Annotated in this window: 18 protein-coding genes; 13 read left to right on the forward strand and 5 right to left on the reverse strand. The window is 43.9% G+C overall.

Translation table 11 applies throughout. The annotated features are described in order from the left end of the window. Nucleotides 1–29: 29 nt before the first annotated feature. Genes GX419_05515 through GX419_05525 form a run of 3 tightly spaced genes read left to right on the forward strand, consistent with a single transcriptional unit; the run spans nt 30 to nt 1,128 of the window. Nucleotides 30–389, forward strand: a complete 360-nt coding sequence (locus tag GX419_05515) for a 30S ribosomal protein S6 (protein NLI24143.1) — start codon at nt 30–32, stop codon at nt 387–389. 3 nt (nt 390–392) lie between these two features. Continuing rightward, a complete protein-coding gene (locus tag GX419_05520) occupies nt 393–662 on the forward strand; it encodes a 30S ribosomal protein S18 (protein ID NLI24144.1) in 270 nt (89 codons plus the stop codon). A gap of 19 nt (nt 663–681) precedes the next feature. Continuing rightward, nucleotides 682–1,128 (forward strand): 50S ribosomal protein L9, encoded by a 447-nt coding sequence (locus tag GX419_05525; GenBank protein ID NLI24145.1) that lies wholly within the window; start codon nt 682–684, stop codon nt 1,126–1,128. 212 nt (nt 1,129–1,340) lie between these two features. Here the strand turns inward: GX419_05525 and GX419_05530 are convergent, their stop codons facing one another. Then, complete coding sequence (locus GX419_05530) at nt 1,341–4,016, reverse strand: LPS-assembly protein LptD (GenBank protein NLI24146.1); 2,676 nt, start codon at nt 4,014–4,016, stop codon at nt 1,341–1,343. Nucleotides 4,017–4,104: 88 nt separating this feature from the next. On the opposite strand from GX419_05530, the gene GX419_05535 reads away from it, so the two are divergent. The 6 genes from GX419_05535 (at nt 4,105) to GX419_05560 (ending at nt 10,067) form a co-directional block, all read left to right on the forward strand. After that, nucleotides 4,105–5,271 carry an N-acetylmuramoyl-L-alanine amidase gene (locus GX419_05535; GenBank protein ID NLI24147.1) on the forward strand — a complete coding sequence of 389 codons (1,167 nt, stop codon included), beginning with the start codon at nt 4,105–4,107 and terminating at the stop codon, nt 5,269–5,271. A gap of 6 nt (nt 5,272–5,277) precedes the next feature. After that, nucleotides 5,278–6,198: an MCE family protein gene (locus tag GX419_05540; GenBank protein NLI24148.1), complete on the forward strand. Its 921-nt coding sequence runs from the start codon at nt 5,278–5,280 to the stop codon at nt 6,196–6,198. Between the two features lie 338 nt (nt 6,199–6,536). Continuing rightward, entirely contained in the window at nt 6,537–7,958 is a 1,422-nt protein-coding gene (dnaA, locus tag GX419_05545; GenBank protein ID NLI24149.1) for a chromosomal replication initiator protein DnaA, read from the forward strand. 60 nt (nt 7,959–8,018) lie between these two features. Then, complete coding sequence (locus tag GX419_05550; protein ID NLI24150.1) at nt 8,019–8,648, forward strand: YigZ family protein; 630 nt, start codon at nt 8,019–8,021, stop codon at nt 8,646–8,648. 37 nt (nt 8,649–8,685) lie between these two features. Further along, complete coding sequence (gene pyrB, locus GX419_05555; GenBank protein ID NLI24151.1) at nt 8,686–9,594, forward strand: aspartate carbamoyltransferase; 909 nt, start codon at nt 8,686–8,688, stop codon at nt 9,592–9,594. Nucleotides 9,595–9,608: 14 nt separating this feature from the next. Further along, nucleotides 9,609–10,067, forward strand: a complete 459-nt coding sequence (locus tag GX419_05560; protein ID NLI24152.1) for an aspartate carbamoyltransferase regulatory subunit — start codon at nt 9,609–9,611, stop codon at nt 10,065–10,067. 6 nt (nt 10,068–10,073) lie between these two features. Here GX419_05560 and GX419_05565 read toward each other — a convergent pair whose 3' ends face one another. Next, complete coding sequence (locus GX419_05565; protein NLI24153.1) at nt 10,074–10,556, reverse strand: DUF4293 domain-containing protein; 483 nt, start codon at nt 10,554–10,556, stop codon at nt 10,074–10,076. A gap of 303 nt (nt 10,557–10,859) precedes the next feature. On the opposite strand from GX419_05565, the gene GX419_05570 reads away from it, so the two are divergent. Then, on the forward strand, nt 10,860–11,744 hold the full coding sequence (locus GX419_05570; GenBank protein NLI24154.1) for a hypothetical protein: 885 nt from the start codon (nt 10,860–10,862) through the stop codon (nt 11,742–11,744). Nucleotides 11,745–11,827: 83 nt separating this feature from the next. Here the strand turns inward: GX419_05570 and rny are convergent, their stop codons facing one another. The 3 genes from rny to GX419_05585 form a co-directional block, all read right to left on the reverse strand. Next, nucleotides 11,828–13,390, reverse strand: coding sequence for a ribonuclease Y (rny, locus tag GX419_05575; GenBank protein ID NLI24155.1), 1,563 nt, complete (start codon nt 13,388–13,390; stop codon nt 11,828–11,830). A 260-nt stretch (nt 13,391–13,650) separates the two neighbouring features. Beyond that, complete coding sequence (locus GX419_05580) at nt 13,651–13,941, reverse strand: cell division protein ZapA (protein ID NLI24156.1); 291 nt, start codon at nt 13,939–13,941, stop codon at nt 13,651–13,653. A 12-nt stretch (nt 13,942–13,953) separates the two neighbouring features. Next, a complete protein-coding gene (locus GX419_05585; protein ID NLI24157.1) occupies nt 13,954–14,262 on the reverse strand; it encodes a hypothetical protein in 309 nt (102 codons plus the stop codon). A 278-nt stretch (nt 14,263–14,540) separates the two neighbouring features. Here GX419_05585 and GX419_05590 point away from each other — a divergent pair, with 278 nt between their 5' ends. The 3 genes from GX419_05590 to GX419_05600 form a co-directional block, all read left to right on the forward strand. Further along, nucleotides 14,541–15,179: a hypothetical protein gene (locus tag GX419_05590; GenBank protein NLI24158.1), complete on the forward strand. Its 639-nt coding sequence runs from the start codon at nt 14,541–14,543 to the stop codon at nt 15,177–15,179. 4 nt (nt 15,180–15,183) lie between these two features. Then, on the forward strand, nt 15,184–16,245 hold the full coding sequence (locus tag GX419_05595) for an anhydro-N-acetylmuramic acid kinase (GenBank protein ID NLI24159.1): 1,062 nt from the start codon (nt 15,184–15,186) through the stop codon (nt 16,243–16,245). 17 nt (nt 16,246–16,262) lie between these two features. Next, on the forward strand, nt 16,263–16,730 hold a 468-nt coding region (locus tag GX419_05600), incomplete at its 3' end, for an iron-containing alcohol dehydrogenase (protein NLI24160.1).

Below are 16,730 nucleotides of genomic sequence, written 5' to 3' on the forward strand. Positions count from 1 at the left end.
AAAAATTAATTAATTAATTTTAAATCATTATGTTAAACCAGTACGAAACCGTTTTCATTTTAACTCCCGTTTTGTCTGAAGCACAGGCAAAGGAAGCGGTACAAAAATTCCGGAGCGTGATCACCGATGGTGGTGGTGAGATCGTCCACGAGGAAGACTGGGGTTTGCGCAAACTTGCTTACCCGATTCAGAAAAAGACCACCGGATTTTATCACCTGATTGAGTTCAGAGCTGATGGATCACTTATCAGTAAACTTGAAACAGAATACCGCCGTGATGAGCGCATTATCCGGTTTCTGACATTCAAGATGGATAAGTATGCCATTGAGTACAGCGAGAAAAAAAGAAGTTTAAAGGAAAACCCCAAAGAAAAAAAGGTGGAGGAATAAACTATGAACCAGAATCAGGGAGAAATCAGATATCTGACCCCGCCGTCAGTTGAAATCAAGAAGAAAAAGTACTGCCGTTTCAAGAAGAACAAGATCAAGTACGTTGATTACAAGGATCCTGAATTCCTGAAAAAGTTCCTGAATGAGCAGGGTAAAATACTGCCCCGCCGGCTTACCGGTACTTCACTGAAGTACCAGCGTAAAGTCGCCCAGGCTATTAAAAGAGCCCGGCACCTGGCACTTTTGCCTTATGTAACGGATTTACTCAAGTAATCTTTCAGGAGGAATCACTATGCAGATCATATTGAAACAGGATATTCCCAATCTGGGATCAAAGGATGAACTGGTAACCGTGCGTGACGGATATGCCAGAAACTATCTTATACCGAAGGGACTTGCCATCAGCGCTACTCCGTCAGTTCTGAAGATGCATGCCGAAATTCAGAGGCAAAGGGCACACAAGGAAGAAAAGCTTCGCAAGGAAGCTCTCGCTCTGGCCGAAAAACTGAAAGAAGTGGTACTTACCATCGGAGCCAAAACAAGTTCCAAAGGAAAGATATTCGGTTCGGTCAATACCATCATGATTGCTGAAGCTCTTGCGGCCAAAGGATTTGAGATTGACAGAAAGAATATCACCATCCGGGAAGAGCTTGTAAAGGAAGTGGGAACCTATCATGCCCGCATAAAACTTTACAAGGACGTTTACGCTGACATCAAATTTGAGATCGTTTCTGAATAAAACAATTACGATCTTTTGATCAGAATATTGAGCCGGAAACAAAATTTCCGGCTTTTTTTCTGCCTGAGACCAACTTGTTTTCCATGCAAACGGGTCAATTCCAGGCATTTTGAAAAGAAATATCCGCAGGTAGCACATGGCCACACCTGCTTGAGACAAAAACCTGCAAGCCATTGGGCCGATAAACAGGCTGCTTTGCCTGTGATGCCTTTTCAGAAATTATCGTACCAGCTTCGTGATTTGTTGTATTTAAGATCACGCAGAATCGAAGATTTTACGTTGATGTTGAACGAATAGCTTTTTCTTTGCCCGAATGGTATAAAGTTGATGCTCATTTCCCAGCAATGAAGGTCGCGGTGGATATTAATATTGGTCATGGTCATTTTCCGGCTCACAAAATCATATCCTGTGTTCATTCCAATCTTCCACCTGGGTGTAAGACTAAAATCACCGGAAACTCTCAGCGACTGAACAATCGAACTCTTGAAAGCTGGTTTGGAATAGCTGAATGAATAATCAAGGCGGAATGACCAGGGAATACTGAAGTCGACCTGTTCGCTGCTGAAATTGTCCAGTTCATAGGCATCCGTTCGTTCAGCAGGAATGGCAGAAGCATCCTGTACCACCGGATTGTTCTGCCCAGACTGTTGCTGTGAGGATTTCTTTCCTGCCGCCGATTGTAATCGCAAACCCACCGACAATTGGGCATTTTTCAAACGGGCAATGCGGTGGCTTTTCCAAAAATCACTGACTTCCAGGCGATTAATTCGTTTGCCCAAAGAATCCAGCTGGTAAGGATCAAAGGAAGCAGAAACCCTGGCATCCATCTTTCCGTTCAAAAAACTATTGCCGGTATTGAACCGTATATCGCTCCATCTGAACTTTTTCAGGTAAGGATTGTAGCTGGTACTGAAGTCGAAATTCTCAAGAATCTTAGCCTTTTTGAGCGTTTCAGAGGTATCGTTCTTTGGTTTGTATTTCATTTCCAGGGTATTGCGAAGGCTCAGGCTCAGGCTTGCACTCCGGCCATTCGCAGAGGGTGCTCTCCAGAGGTTGTTATCATAGATGGAATAAACAAGGGTATCGCCCGTCTTTTCATTGCGCACCGAGCGGTAGTAACTTGGTATGATTCCCCGTACATCAGGAACATAGCTGAATGAAGCCGAGGGTGAAATAACATGACGTATAGCCTTCACCGACCCTTTTTTAAAGGCAAACATCCCGTAAATCTTCGGGTTCAACGTGATGGACAGTGCCGGATAAAGTGCATGGGCATATGTCAGTCCGGTTATGGTATCGGTAACAATAGCCCCCGGAATAGTATCTCCAGCTGAGAATGCTTCCGGATCCCAGTGTTTTCTGATTTGCGAGGTGTACAAATAGCCGGTATAGTTGAGGCTGGGCGTGATATTAAAGCCGTTGATCGGTTTGAAATTGAAGCTGAGAGGTATATTATGACGGTACCCATTCTGCATATTTTCAAACATTCGTTTGGTAAACAGCAGGGAATCGGTGGTGGTAATATTATTCTGCAGGGCTGATGAATAGGTGAGCTGTATGTTTTTCCAGAATCGGTCTTTTGCGGGATTACCCATATTTCTGAAAGGGTAAATGGCCGACATATTGAACGTAAGGTTCGGTAAACTCAGGTTAACTGCCTTTGTACTGCTGTTCTGTGAATGGTTGATTCCCGCGGTAAGGTTAAACGGACTTCCGGGCCATATTTTGGAATAGGAAATACTGGAACTCTTGGTTGTATTGAGGTAGTTTTCAATATTATAGCTGTGATTTCTGTCAAAACTGGAACTGGAAAAATTGACATTTGCACCAAAGGTGCGGGTTGGGTTTGCTTTGGGATCCTGCCTGTGAGACCACTGAATGGAAAAATCGTTGCTCTTCCGGTAATCGGGAAGATCTTTTTCGCTGGCAATATTCTGGTAGAACCGCCCTGTAAAACTTCCGCTGAAGGCATATCTTTTTCTGTAGTTGGTTGTTGCATTCACCCCCCATGTGCCTTTAGTATATATATCTCCCTGGATGCGCAAGTCAACATGGTCATTCAGGGCAATATAATAGCCACCGTTCCGGAGATAAAAACCCCGACTTGTTTCTTCCCCGTAGGTAGGCAGTAAAATACCCGAAGCACTGGTACGGGTGTTGGGAAAGAAGCCAAAAGGAATTCCAATGGGTAAAGGAACATCTTCCAGAACAATATAAGCAGGACCTGAGACAATTTTATCACCAGGAACAGAAATAGCTTTGGTCAGTGCTATATAAAAATGGGGGTGTTCAGCGTCACAGGTTGTGTATTTACCACCTTTCAGGTTGATATCACCATTGGGCAGGCGTTTGGTAAGATCGGCATGCAGCACACCTCCTTCCTGATTGGTTCTGAGTGTTTTAATGTATCCTTTTCTGGTTTTGAAATTATAATACAGGTTTTCTGATTCGAACTGCTGGTTTCCCTGCTTAAATACAGGTCTCCCGACGATTTTCCCGGTGCTGTCAGGAAGGCCTCTGGCAAAAACGGTTTGCGAATCCATATTGAATTCAACATAATCAGCTTTGAGTTCAATGTCCTTGTAGGTAACTACAACGTTTTTCCAGAGGTATACCTTTCTTACCTCGCCCATTTCAACCGCCATGCTGTCGTCGCAGGTATATACCACGGGGGCATCGAGATCGCCTGTCTTCTCAGACTTTTTCTGTTGCTCAAAGCTCACAGCTGTATCAGCCGATGCAACCAAAGAATCCTGACCCGGCTTCACCGTCCTGAGGGAATCCTGAATTTCCTGAAAAAACAAAAAATGGTCAGTGTGGAGTAAAGAAGAAGCTGCTGCAGTGTTGGTAAAAAAGGTACAAAAGATAATAACTGCAAGCGGGAACATTCCCAGAGTTAGCGATTTTATGCTATTTTTGTGAACCAAAGCCATGCAAAATGATGTGCAAAACTAAGTAAAAATCACATCCGCCTTTATGACCAAAGGAAACTATTTACACATATATATTAACAAACGCACCTTCCTCCCTCTTGTTGTATTTCTTACTGTTGGGATGCTGGCAATGGCCCAGCCCCGAATGCCCGATTCTCCGTCACTTCGCAAAGTAGTTATTGATGCAGGCCATGGCGGGGAAGATCCGGGAGCGATAGGTAAAATAGCCCGTGAAAAAGATATAACCCTTCCGATTGCATTGAAGACAGGACAATACATAACAGAAAATTTCAAAGATGTAGAAGTAATCTATACCCGCAAAGACGATACCTTTATACCGTTGTTTGACAGGGCGGATATTGCCAATAAGAACAATGCCGATTTGTTTATATCGATTCATGTCAATGCCAATCCCAAAAACCGGGAAGCCGAGGGAACAGAAACGTACGTCATGGGGCTTCATACCGACGAAAAGAACTTTGAAGTGGCCAAGAAAGAGAACTCGGTTATTGTGCTGGAGAAGGATTATTCTGTCAAATATGAGGGTTTTGACCCTTCTTCACCCGAATCGTACATTATTTTTTCCCTGATGCAGAACAAGTACATGGAACAAAGCCTTACCCTTGCTGCCATGGTGCAGGATGAATTCCGGGAAAAGGCTCTGCGGAACGACCGGGGTGTAAAACAGGCAGGTTTTTTGGTCCTCTGGCGAACGAGCATGCCCAGCATTCTTATCGAAACCGGATTCATTTCCAATCCGAAAGAAGAGAAATACCTCATGTCGGATGAGGGCCAGGATTTGATCGCTTCAGCCATTTACCGAGCATTCAGGAATTATAAAAACTATATTGAAGGGCATACAAGTGCATATCGCCCGAGATCACAAAATTCTGTGCAAACCAGCAGTCCGGAGCTTCCGTCCGACACCTCAGTGGTTCAGTTCTCGGTACAGATTTTATCATCCGGTACATCAATCAGCATTTCTTCTGACTATTTTGCTCCTTTACGCAAAGCTTACCCGGATAGCACAATCAGGGAACTCTTTGTAAATAAAATGTTTAAGTACATTACAGGATCTACCTGTTCGTATGAAACAGCTGCCGCCTTTTGCAAAGACATAAAAAAAATGTACCCGGGGGCTTTTGTCATTGCCATACGTAACGGTAAAATTATACCTTTGGGTCAGATACTGAATCAGAATCCAAAATAGAATCCCATGAAAATCAAACGGGAAATAAAAATAGGAGCCGTTGTTCTGATTGTTTTGGCTTTGACCGTCTGGGGAATTAATTACCTGAAAGGAATTAATGTCTTTTCCAGAACCAATTACTATTTTCTTGAGTTTGACAACATTGGAGGGCTTACCCCTTCGGCCGGGGTTTATGTGAGCGGCTACAAAGTGGGGAACGTCCATAAAATGTATTTCAAGGAAGACCATTCCGGTAAAATCATCATAGAAATCAGTGTCAGCCGTAACATAAGGATTCCGAAAAACTCCATTGCCCAGATTTACAGCAACGATATTATGGGCACCAAGGCCATCCGTCTGATTTTTTCAACCGATTCGGTATTTCAGCAGGAACATGATACTCTGATTACCGATGTGGAAATAGGCCTGATGGATCAGCTTATGCCGCTGAAAAACAAGGCCGAACGGGTTATGATGTCCATTGATTCCCTTGTGCGGTCTGCTTCTCTGGCCCTGAATCCGCAGACAATACAGAACTTCAGGGCGACCATGAGCAATGTAAAGAATATTACGGAAAACCTGAGCGATCAGAATGAAAGGCTGAACAAAATGTTCCAGAATTTTGAGGCACTTTCAGCTAATCTGAAAGCCAACAGCCCCAAAATAACCCACATACTGAGCAATCTGTCGGAGGTGACCGATTCACTGGCCAAAGCCAATGTACAGAATACCATACTGCAAACACAGCAAGCCGTAACCCAGCTGAACGAAATGCTGGCCCAGATCAACCAGGGAAAGGGTACACTCGGTATGCTGGCATCCAATGATTCACTTTACCGCAATCTGGAATCTGCTTCCCGTAATCTGGATCTTCTCCTTCTTGACCTGAAAGAAAACCCGAAACGATACGTTCACTTTTCCGTTTTCGGGGGCAACAAGCAGAAATAACAAGTAACCAGCACATTGGAAACATTTTGACCAAAGGTCTGAAACCTTTGACCAATTTAGGCCTGCCCAGGAGGCTTTCTTTAAATTTCTTGAAGTAACATTACTTAAACATTTAATTTCTAATTTCTTAAACTGCCTTTTATGTATTCTGCTGAATGCCTTACTATTGAAATTTTTTTTAAAAAAATAAAAAAATTAATGTTCTGGTAAACAAATCCATAACAAAATACTAATAAAATCAATAGTTGCAGTGATTTTTTTTTTGAGGGATTTTTTACAAAATTGCTGTTGAAAATTTGAATCAACCCGATTTCGTTAACCAATTAGAACTAAAAGCTATGCATGACCAGGTTTGGAAAAACTGCCTAAAGGTTATACGTGACAACATTCCTTCAATCAGCTTCCGGACATGGTTTGAACCTATCGTACCCCTGAAACTGGAAAACAATGTACTGACCATCCAGGTACCGAGTCCGTTTTTTTACGAATACCTGGAAGAAAAGTACATTGATCTGCTGCGCAAGACACTCCGCAAAGAGCTTGGCAATGATGCAAAGCTTGAATACAGCGTGGTAATGGATAACAGTATGTATGCCAGTTCTTCTCCTGCCACGATTAAACTTCCGGGCAAGGACCACGCCGAAATTAGCAATCAGCAGGTTTCCATGCCACTGGTGGCTTCTGAGAATACGATACGGAATCCGTTTGTAATACCTGGCATCAAGAAGCTGCATATTGATCCGCATCTTAACCCGAATTATTCTTTCTCGAATTTTGTTGAAGGAGACTGCAACCGGCTTGCCCGTTCGGCAGGATTTGCCGTTGCGCAAAATCCGGGAGGTACAGCGTTCAATCCTTTACTGATTTATGGTGATTCGGGACTGGGCAAGACCCATCTTGCACAGGCAATTGGTATTGAAGTGAAGGAACGGTTCCCCGACAAAACCGTACTTTATGTGAACGCCAACAAATTTCAGACTCAGTTTGTTGATGCCATAAGGAACAATACAAAGAATGATTTCCTGCACTTTTATCAAATGATTGATGTACTGATCATTGATGACGTACATGAATTTGCAGGAAAAGAAAAAACCCAGGATATTTTCTTTCACATTTTCAATCATTTGCATCAGTCGCAGAAACAACTCATTCTCACATGTGACAAGCCTCCGGTTGAACTTCAGGGCCTGGAACAAAGGCTGCTTTCACGTTTCAAATGGGGGTTATCGGCCGATCTTCAGCCGCCAGATCTGGAAACGCGTCTTGCCATATTGAAGAAAAAGATTTATAACGATGGCATTTCCATTCCTGATGAAGTTACCGAATATATAGCCACCCACATAACCACCAATGTCAGGGAGCTGGAAGGTGCACTGATCTCCCTTCTGGCCCAGTCGACCCTGAACAGGAAAGAGATAACCCTTGCCCTTGCCCGTGAAATGATTGACAAAATCAGTAAGAATGTACAGAAAGAGATTTCAATAGATTATATTCAGAAGGTGGTATGCAATTACTTCAATCTGCCGGCCGATGCGATCCGCTCAAAAACCCGCAAACGGGAAATCGTCCAGGCACGTCAGGTTGCCATGTACTTTTCGAAAAACCTTACCAAATCCTCCCTGGCTTCCATCGGGGCGCAGATCGGAGGGAAAGATCATGCTACTGTACTGCATGCCTGCAAAACCGTCAACAACCTGATCGAAACTGATAAATCGTTCAGGATGCAGATTGAAGAGATAGAGAAAAAACTCAAATTCTGACAGGAAAGAAGGCCGGAGTAAATTTGCCGGAAGAAGCAATTTCACGGAAAGAATGCTCACATGCCCAATAAAACGGTAAACGAAGAAGCCCATCAGGACACATATAAAAGCATTGCCGGAATTGCTGAAGGCTTTTATCGTGAAAAGGGAAGCCGCTTTCTTGCCTTTGCCTCTCCTGCCGTAACCACCGAAGAAGCAGAACATTTTGTTAACCATTTACGGGAGAAATATCATGATGCGCGGCATCATTGTTACGCATGGATAATTGGTGCGGCAGGAACCGAGGTGCGTTATTCCGATGCCGGCGAACCGTCGGGAACAGCAGGAAAACCCATTTTAGGCCAGATTCAGCATTTTGGCCTCCGGGATGTGGTGGTTGTGGTTGTACGTTATTTCGGGGGTATCCTTCTCGGCACCGGGGGTCTGAGCAGAGCATACAAGGAAGCGGCACACAACTGCCTGCAAAATGCCACCATCGTCAGCAAAATGGTTGGCTCTGAGCTGTCCATAGTATTTCCCTACAAAACAGAAGGCCTGCTCAACAGACTTTTTCAGGAAGAGAAAATTTCTGTAATTAAGAAGGATTTTTCTCATCAGTGCATTTACAGAATAATGGTTCCCAGGAGCCGAAAAGAACAATTTCTTTTGCGCCTTCAACAGATAAAAGATGTGAAAGTTATTTCAGAGTGAATTTTTTTATAAATTGGAAACAAAAATATCCCATTCTATGAAGAACAGGAGTTTGGTGTCGATCACCGACTTTACAAAAGAAGACTATCTTAAAATACTGGACACGGCGGCTGAATTTGAGAAGCAACAACCCTCCGATCTGCTCAGGGGTTTTGTGATAGCTACCCTGTTTTTTGAACCCAGTACGCGCACCCGGTTGAGTTTCGAATCGGCTGTTCAGCGACTGGGAGGGAAAGTGATCGGATTCAGCGACAGCAATTCATCCAGCGTAGTTAAAGGAGAAACACTTCGTGACACGATCCGGATAGTAAGCAATTACTGTGATCTGATTGTCATGCGCCATCCCCTGGAAGGTAGTGCACGCTTTGCCAGCGAAATTGCCAGAGTGCCTGTTATCAATGCAGGTGACGGAGCCAATCAGCATCCTACTCAGACACTGCTCGACATGTACAGCATCCGTAAAACCCAGGGGAAACTCGAAAACCTGAACATTTTTCTGGTAGGCGATTTGAAATACGGACGCACGGTGCATTCCCTTCTTATGGCCATGTCGGCATTTAAACCAACTTTCTGGTTCGTGTCGCCCGACGAACTCAAAATGCCGAATGAATATAAGCTTTTCCTCAATTCAATGGGCATTGAATATTACGAACAGAAAGATTTCGCAGAGAATATCGACCTGGCCGACATTATTTATATGACCAGAGTGCAGAAAGAACGGTTTTCCGATCCGATGGAATACGAAAAAACCAAAAATGCTCTGGTTCTGAAAAAGAACATGCTGGCCAATACCCGGCCCGGAATGAAAATCCTTCATCCATTACCCCGGGTAAACGAAATCAGCATTGATGTGGATGACAGTGAAAAGGCCTACTACTTTACCCAGGCACTCAACGGAGTGTATATACGGCAAGCCATTATCTGCTCAATTTTAGGACTGATCTAAAAATGCTCTCCTCTATGAACGATAAAAAACACCTGATGGTAAGTGCCATCAAAGACGGGACAGTGATTGACCATATCCCGGCCAGAAACCTTTTCAAAGTAATTTCCATTCTGGGGCTCAATAAGATTGACAATCAGATTACCTTTGGCACCAACCTGGAAAGCAAAAAACTGGGCAAGAAGGCAATTATCAAGATTGCAAACCTTTTTTTCCCTGAAGAAGATATCAATAAAATTGCACTGGTAGCTCCTGAAGCAAAGCTCAACATTATCCGCGACTATGCCGTGGTTGAAAAGAAAGTGGTCCAGGTTCCCGATGAAATCATTGGAATTGTGAAGTGTTTCAATCCGCAGTGCATCACCAATCATGAAAAAATCACAACCCGCTTCGCTGTGATACAAAAGAAAGAGGTAGCTTTAAAGTGCCACTATTGCGAAAAAATCACCGATCAGGAACATATAGAAATCCTGTAACCATCATCAGGGTTTTCCGGCTGGCCGGAAATGTTTGCCTGCAAGCTCAAGCAGTTCTGTTTTGCGTATCCCCCTGATAGCAAGAACCGTCAGAAGAAATCCGACCAGCGGGAATACAATACTCACATGAAAAGTTCTATGCGAATAATCCAGGACAAAAGGTATCTGAAAGGCGAAAAAAACCATCATTCCTTCAAGACCCAGAAATAAAACGGCAGTAAAAACAGCCAGTCGCATCTGGAGGTCCTTCCTGTTCCATAAAAGCAACACGACAAACAGTAACAAAACAATAACTACACCAAGAAAAGGCAAAGCCCAGAAATTATTGCTGAAACCGGCCGGCAATTCAGGAGCGTTTTGTATTCCCGTCAGGCCAAAGACAACCGGTTTTCCGGATTCGGGCAAATAAGTAATGAGAGGAAGTGTGAACAATAAGGATGACAGTATCAAGGCTGCCAGGAGAAAATAACTGTGGAGATAACGGAACATATTTGGAAGTTTGGGAAACAAAGATAACGATTTCCATGGACCCGGATTCCTTATTTTCAAACGGAACCTCCCCTGCAGGCTGCTTTTGCTTCATTCCGGCGGGATTTAAACCTTAACTCTCCTTTGGTTTACCTGCTATTGATTGCATTTCTGATCTGCAATACAAGGTAAACCGAACATATGCTTCCGCGCAATCGAACAATTTAAATCAGGCAATTGTTTAGGGTTATATCAGCAATTGTTAATAAATGGAATGCTTTTTAATGAAAACTTTCCGACCTTTGTATCATATTCCTGTAAAGAATGGTAACTTCTGACAATCCGGAATTGAAAGCGCTGATCACCCTTCTGGAAGATCCGGATGAAGAGGTATTTTCCCATGTTTCGCGTCATATTCTGGAGCAGGGTCCCACGGCAGTGCCCGCCCTGGAAAAACTGTGGGAAGTAACCACAGATGAGCAGTTACAGGAAAGACTGGAGTGGCTCATTCAATACATCCAGACGCGTCTTGTGGAAAAAAATCTGGAAACATGGATTGCCGGAGGAGGAGACAATTTGCTGGAAGGGGCCTTTCATGTTGCCCGGCTTCAGTATCCTGAAATAACCTACGCCGAACTTTACCGGGTTCTTGATGATATCCGGCAGGATATATGGCTTGAACTGAATCCGCATCTGACGGCACTTGAAAAAGTGAGGATCATCAATCACTTTCTTTACGACATCTATAAATTTTCGCCTAATACCCTCAATTTTTACGCTCCTCAGAATTCTTTTATCAACCAGGTACTGGAATCACGGAAAGGGAATCCCATATCGCTGGGCATCATTTATATCTGCGTGGCACAGATGCTGGAAATTCCAATCTACGGAGTAAATCTTCCAAGGAATTTTGTTCTGGCCTATCGTGATGAATTTGCCTCACCGGACGCCATTCTTTTTTATATCAATCCATACAACAGAGGCATCGTGCTCGGGCGCAGGGAAATTGACCTGTTTCTTCAGCAACTGTCAATTGAACCCCAGCCATCTTTTTATGAACCCTGCACCAATATTGACATCCTGCAACGATTACTGCTCAGCATAATTCAATCGTTCGAGAAACTGGGATACGCAGAAAAAATCAAGGCATTCCAGCGATTGTTCCATATTGTCAGGGGCGAGAGTAATCCTGACCTCTCATTCAGGTAAAATGTAAAAATCACAGGACTTCATCTTTCGGCATCATGGGATGCCAAAAAACAAAGTCCTGAATCCATTTCTGCTGACAAAACCTACTTAGCGTAACTCACCGCCCGGGTTTCTCTGATGACCGTAATTTTTACCTGGCCCGGATACGTCATTTCATTCTGAATTTTACGGGCAATTTCGAATGAAAGGCTTTCTGCCTCCTTATCGGAAACCTTGTCAGCGCCAACAATTACCCTCAGTTCCCTTCCGGCCTGGATGGCATAGGTTTTCTGGACGCCGGGATAAGATAAAGCAAGTGATTCCAGATCTTTGAGCCGTTTAATATAGGATTCAACAATTTCCCTGCGAGCTCCGGGGCGTGCACCTGAAATGGCATCACAAACCTGAACAATCGGGGCTATCAGTGTTGTCATTTCCACTTCATCGTGATGCGAACCTATGGCGTTGCATATTTCCGGTTTTTCCTTGTACTTCTCAGCCAGTTTCATTCCGAGAATGGCATGAGGCAGTTCGGGTTCATCATCCGGAACTTTTCCGATATCATGCAGCAATCCGGCACGTTTGGCAATTTTAGGATTCAATCCCAGTTCCGAAGCCATAATGGCGCAAAGGTTGGCCACTTCGCGTGAATGTTGAAGAAGATTCTGCCCGTACGAAGACCGGTATTTCATTTTCCCGACCAGACGAATGAGTTCAGGATGCAATCCGTGGATTCCCAGATCGATGGCAGTTCTTTTACCGATTTCAACGATTTCTTCTTCAATCTGTTTTTGTGTTTTCTGAACAATCTCTTCAATGCGAGCCGGATGAATGCGACCGTCAGTAACAAGCTGATGAAGAGCAAGCCTGGCTATTTCCCTGCGAACCGGATCAAAAGCCGAGAGGATAATGGCATCGGGCGTATCGTCAACGATAATTTCCACTCCGGTGGAAGCCTCCAGGGCACGGATGTTTCTGCCTTCCCTCCCGATGATTCTTCCTTTGATTTCATCGCTTTCGAGAGGAAAGACGGTGACAGAATTTTCGATAGCCGTTTCGGATGCCACCCGCTGAATAGTTTCTACCACAATTTTCTTGGCTTCACGTGCAGCTGTCATTTTGGCCTCATCCATAATCTCATTGATATACATCATGGCCTGTGATTTTGCCTCCTCCTTCAGGGAATCAATCAGCTGAGCCTTGGCTTCTTCGGCCGATAAGCCGGAAATTGCTTCAAGTTTTTCAACCTGTTGATGATGCAACCGCTCCAGTTCCTCACTTTTCTTATCTACGAGTTCTTTCTGCGCTGCCAGGTTTTCCTTTAATACATCCAGTTCTTTTTTCTGCCGCTGGTTTTCTTCAAAACGCATATTAAGAGCCTGTTCACGCTGTTTCAGCCGGTTTTCAAGCTGGGCAATCCGCTGGTTTCTTTCATTAATAAACTTTTCATGTTCGGCCTTTAACTGCAGAAATTTCTCCTTTGCCTGAAGGATCTTATCCTTTTTGATCATTTCAGCTTCCTGTTCGGCTTCCTTGACAAGGTTCCTGGCTCTGCGGCTGAGACCTTTCTGGGAAAGGTAAAGAGCAAGCCCTCCTCCTGCCAGAAAAGCTACCAGTGCAATGACTGAATCAAGCCATACTGCATTGATAATAAAATTGATATACATAGTATTTTGTATTATATTGATTAATAAAAAACCCGCACTGCCTTCTTCAAAGAGTTAGGAAACCCCAATCTGACATGGGTGGAGCGGCCGCCTGTTTGGGACTTCTATCGTTCGCACAAGGCGAATACCGCCGAAGCGGTTAAATAGCCTGTCCTACGCAGACCGAGCTGAGCTCCAATGGTTTAATTGTTGAGTTTCACACCGTTGAAGTGACAGTGCGGGCAAGTTTTCACTATCTTTATATGGAAAAGAACGCGTGCTTATTCCTTTGACAAATAGTCATCCAGCTCCTTATCCAGTTTTTCAAGTTCCTGCCAGACAGAAAGATCCTGAACCCGGTTTTCAAGATCCATCAGCCGCAGAACGAATTGCAGGGCTGCCATGGCAAGAAAATCCTGGTTATCTTTATCCGCATACTTTTGCTTATACTGAAAAACCTTTTCATTAATCAGCCGGGCCGCTTTTCTGATCCGTTCCTCATCGTCCCGGTCAATCTTCAGAGGATAATACCGGTCAGCAACGTTCACCCGTATGGAAAGCTTATCCTCCATAGACCCCCATTACTATTTGTTCAAAAGACCAATGCACCTGTCAATCTCCCGCACTATCCTGTTTATCTTCAACCTGGCTTCATGACTGTCTTCTGTTGTTGCCGCAATCATTTTTGCCAGTTTGACCTTATTCAGTTTATCTTCAAATTTACTAATTTCTTTTTCTTTTGTTTTAACAATTTCATGCAAGCTTTTGTTCTCTTCCCTGAGGCGATCCCTTTCCGCTTTTGCCTTCTCATACAATGACATCAGAACTTCCACTTTTTTCCGAAGATTCTGAATAATTTCTTCCTGGGTCGCCATAATCCCTGAAAATGTCATTGCAAATATACAATTATGATACGGTATTTTCACCATGTTTACCTCCGAAATAAATGAATTATGCAATACATTAATTATCAATACAATATCTAATAATACTTAATAATTTGCTTTAGAACATGCTGTCACCAACATCAACACACATCCTGTTCATCGATGCAGTATAAAGAATCGTCTGACATTATTCGCCGGGTAACGAATCTGACACTTTATCAAAAGCACGTTGCAAAAAACATTTCATTTTGTAAATTTACCCCTCTGTAACCCTTCCGACCAGTATGAATAAACATTTGCTCTTTCTGCTTTTCATAGCTATACTATTGCCCTTTAGTACCTATTCCCAGAAATTTGAAGGGTCGCAATTCTGCCCAATCGGCTATAACCTGATGGCCGGAAAAGATTTTAAATTAAGAATGGCGCCGGTTTATCCAAAACTTCCCGGAAATATGCAGAATGCAGACAAAATGGAATACGTTCTTACCTATTCGCTCTATGAGATACTCACCCGGCAGTTGATGGAAAATCTGAAGGTATATATTCCACCTCCAACCATTTTTGAAGACAAAGTCAAGTATGACCAGTATGGATTTCCGGAAGTCACTGTTCAAAAGGCTATAAAACTATCTGATGCGAAATACTTCTTCAAATGCCAGGTGCGAGTTGAGGAAGCATTTCCCACGGCCACACCTCAGGGAATGGTTACGCCTGGAATCACTATACTTTTCACACTTTACAGCAAGCAGGGATATGTGCCTATAAAAAATGTAACTGTAAACAAGGTGATGCCTCAGGCAGTTAAAGCCGATCTTTCTCTTCTGGCTGGGCTCACTTCGCAGGAAATAGTGGCTGAAGGCCCCACGCTGGAAGAATTGATGATTGAATGCGTCAAAGAACTCGGCCTGCACCTTGAAAAATAGTACTATGAAAGAATATACGGCAGTCGGCGTAATGTCAGGTACCTCCTGTGACGGTCTGGATCTGGCCTTATGCCATTTCAGTCTGCAGCCTGCCGGCTGGAAATTCAGTATTGAACGCTGCCGTACCATTCCCTACCCTGAAATATGGTCGAAAAGACTTACCGAAGCCCATCTTCTCAGTGCCTACGAATTGATCAGGCTGGATCATGAATTTGGCCGTTTCATCGGAATGCAGGTGAAGCAATTCATTAAGGCCTATCCGCAGAAAATCGATGTTGTGGCATCGCATGGGCATACGGTATTTCACCAGCCCGAAAAAAACCTGACTTACCAGATAGGCCACGGCGCCCAGATTGCTGCCGCATCAGGTATTACAACCATTTCAGACTTCCGAAGTCTCAATGTGGCCATTGGAGGACAAGGCGCACCACTGGTTCCCATTGGAGATGAAATTCTGTTTCCCGACTATCATGCATGTCTGAACCTCGGGGGGTTCTCCAATATTTCTTATTCCTACAGAAAACGGCGTATTGCATACGACATCTGTCCGGTCAATTTTCTGTTCAACCATTATGCCCGCAAGAAGGGTAAACCCTATGATGAAAACGGGGCCATGGCCAGGGAAGGTACTTTACACGAAGAACTTCTGATGAAGCTCAACGAACTCGACTATTATAAAAAAACACCCCCGAAATCACTGGGCAGAGAATGGGTTGAGGCTACGGTACTTCCTCTGGTTGATCACTATGATCTTTCTGTTCCTGATGTTCTCAGGACACTGAATGAGCATGCAGCCATGCAGATCAGCAAAGCCTTCGGCAACCGGGGCAGGAAAAAAATTCTGGTCACGGGTGGGGGGGCGCTGAATGCGTTCCTTATGGAACGAATCAGAAAACATACCCATCATGAACTTTTTATCCCCGACAATGAAATTATCAACTATAAGGAAGCGCTAATTTTTGCCTTCATGGGTATCTTACGCATCCGGCATCAGGTAAACTGCTTTTCCTCGGTATGCGGAGGCCGGTTTGATTGCGCCGGCGGGGCGGTTTATGAAATTGTTTAACTGAAATAAAAAAGTATATGGAAAATTTTTCAGCTTTTATTCCAACGGATCTCCGGTTTGGTAAAGGATGTACCAAAGAAATCGGTACCATTGCCCGGCAATATGGGAAAAAGGCTTTGCTGATCTACGGGAAAGGTTCGGTAAAGAAAAACGGTACCTTTGATAGCGTTGTAAACTCCTTGAAATCAGGAGGCATCTCCATTGTGGAATACGGAGGTATTAAATCCAATCCGGTAGTTGAGGACGTGCGGAAGGCCACACAACTGGGGATAGAAAGCAAAGCAGAAATGATTATCGCTGTCGGAGGTGGAAGCGTTATCGACTCGGCAAAGATCATTTCGGTTTGTATTCCCGGAAATCTTGACGGGTGGGATGTTGTGAAGGGAAGAGTTCAACCCGTGTCAGCCCTCCCCTTGCTGGCCGTTTTGACACTGGCCGCCACAGGAACAGAAATGAACCCGACAGGTGTGTTGCAAAACCATGAA

The sequence above is a fragment of the Bacteroidales bacterium genome (genome assembly GCA_012517825.1).
Lineage (GTDB): Bacteria > Bacteroidota > Bacteroidia > Bacteroidales > JAAYUG01 > JAAYUG01.